Source organism: Modestobacter caceresii (assembly GCF_000761485.1).
GTDB lineage: Bacteria > Actinomycetota > Actinomycetes > Mycobacteriales > Geodermatophilaceae > Modestobacter > Modestobacter caceresii.
In genome coordinates this window covers 1-686 of the sequence record NZ_JPMX01000129.1, presented here as the reverse complement: position 1 = coordinate 686, position 686 = coordinate 1, and the positions used below count along the sequence as shown (strand labels likewise).

The following is a 686-nucleotide window of genomic DNA, read 5'->3' as shown; positions in this document are numbered from 1 at the left end:
CCGACGCCGCCACCGGTGAGGTGCTGGCGCAGGCCGCCCGGCGGCGGACGTTCGCGGTGATCAGCCACCCCGACGCCGGGAAGTCGACGTTGACCGAGGCCCTGGCCCTGCACGCGCGGGTGATCGGGCAGGCCGGCGCGGTGCACGGCAAGGCCGGTCGGCGGGGCACGGTGTCGGACTGGATGGACATGGAGAAGGCCCGCGGCATCTCCATCACCTCCGCCGCGCTGCAGTTCGAGTACCGGGACACCGTGGTGAACCTGCTGGACACCCCCGGGCACGCGGACTTCTCCGAGGACACCTACCGGGTGCTGACCGCCGTCGACGCGGCGGTGATGCTCATCGACGCCGCCAAGGGCCTGGAGGCCCAGACGATGAAGCTGTTCGCCGTCTGCCGGCACCGGGGCATCCCGGTGATCACGGTGGTGAACAAGTGGGACCGGCCGGGCAAGGACGCCCTGGAGCTGATGGACGAGGTCGCCGAGCGCACCGGCCTGGCGCCGACCCCGCTGACCTGGCCGGTGGGCATCTCCGGTGACTTCCGCGGGGTGCTGGACCGCCGCGACGGCACCTACCGCCGGTTCACCCGCACCGCCGGTGGCGCGACCATCGCCCCGGAGGAGACGCTCACCCCCGCCGCCGCCGAGACCCGGGAGGGCATCGACTGGACCCGGGCGGTCGAGGAG

1 protein-coding gene is annotated in these 686 nt (G+C 73.5%); it reads left to right on the top strand.

Annotated features, from left to right (window positions below; genetic code table 11):
- The coding region (locus tag IN07_RS23000; RefSeq protein ID WP_036341251.1) for a GTP-binding protein at nt 1–686 on the top strand (686 nt) is incomplete at both ends.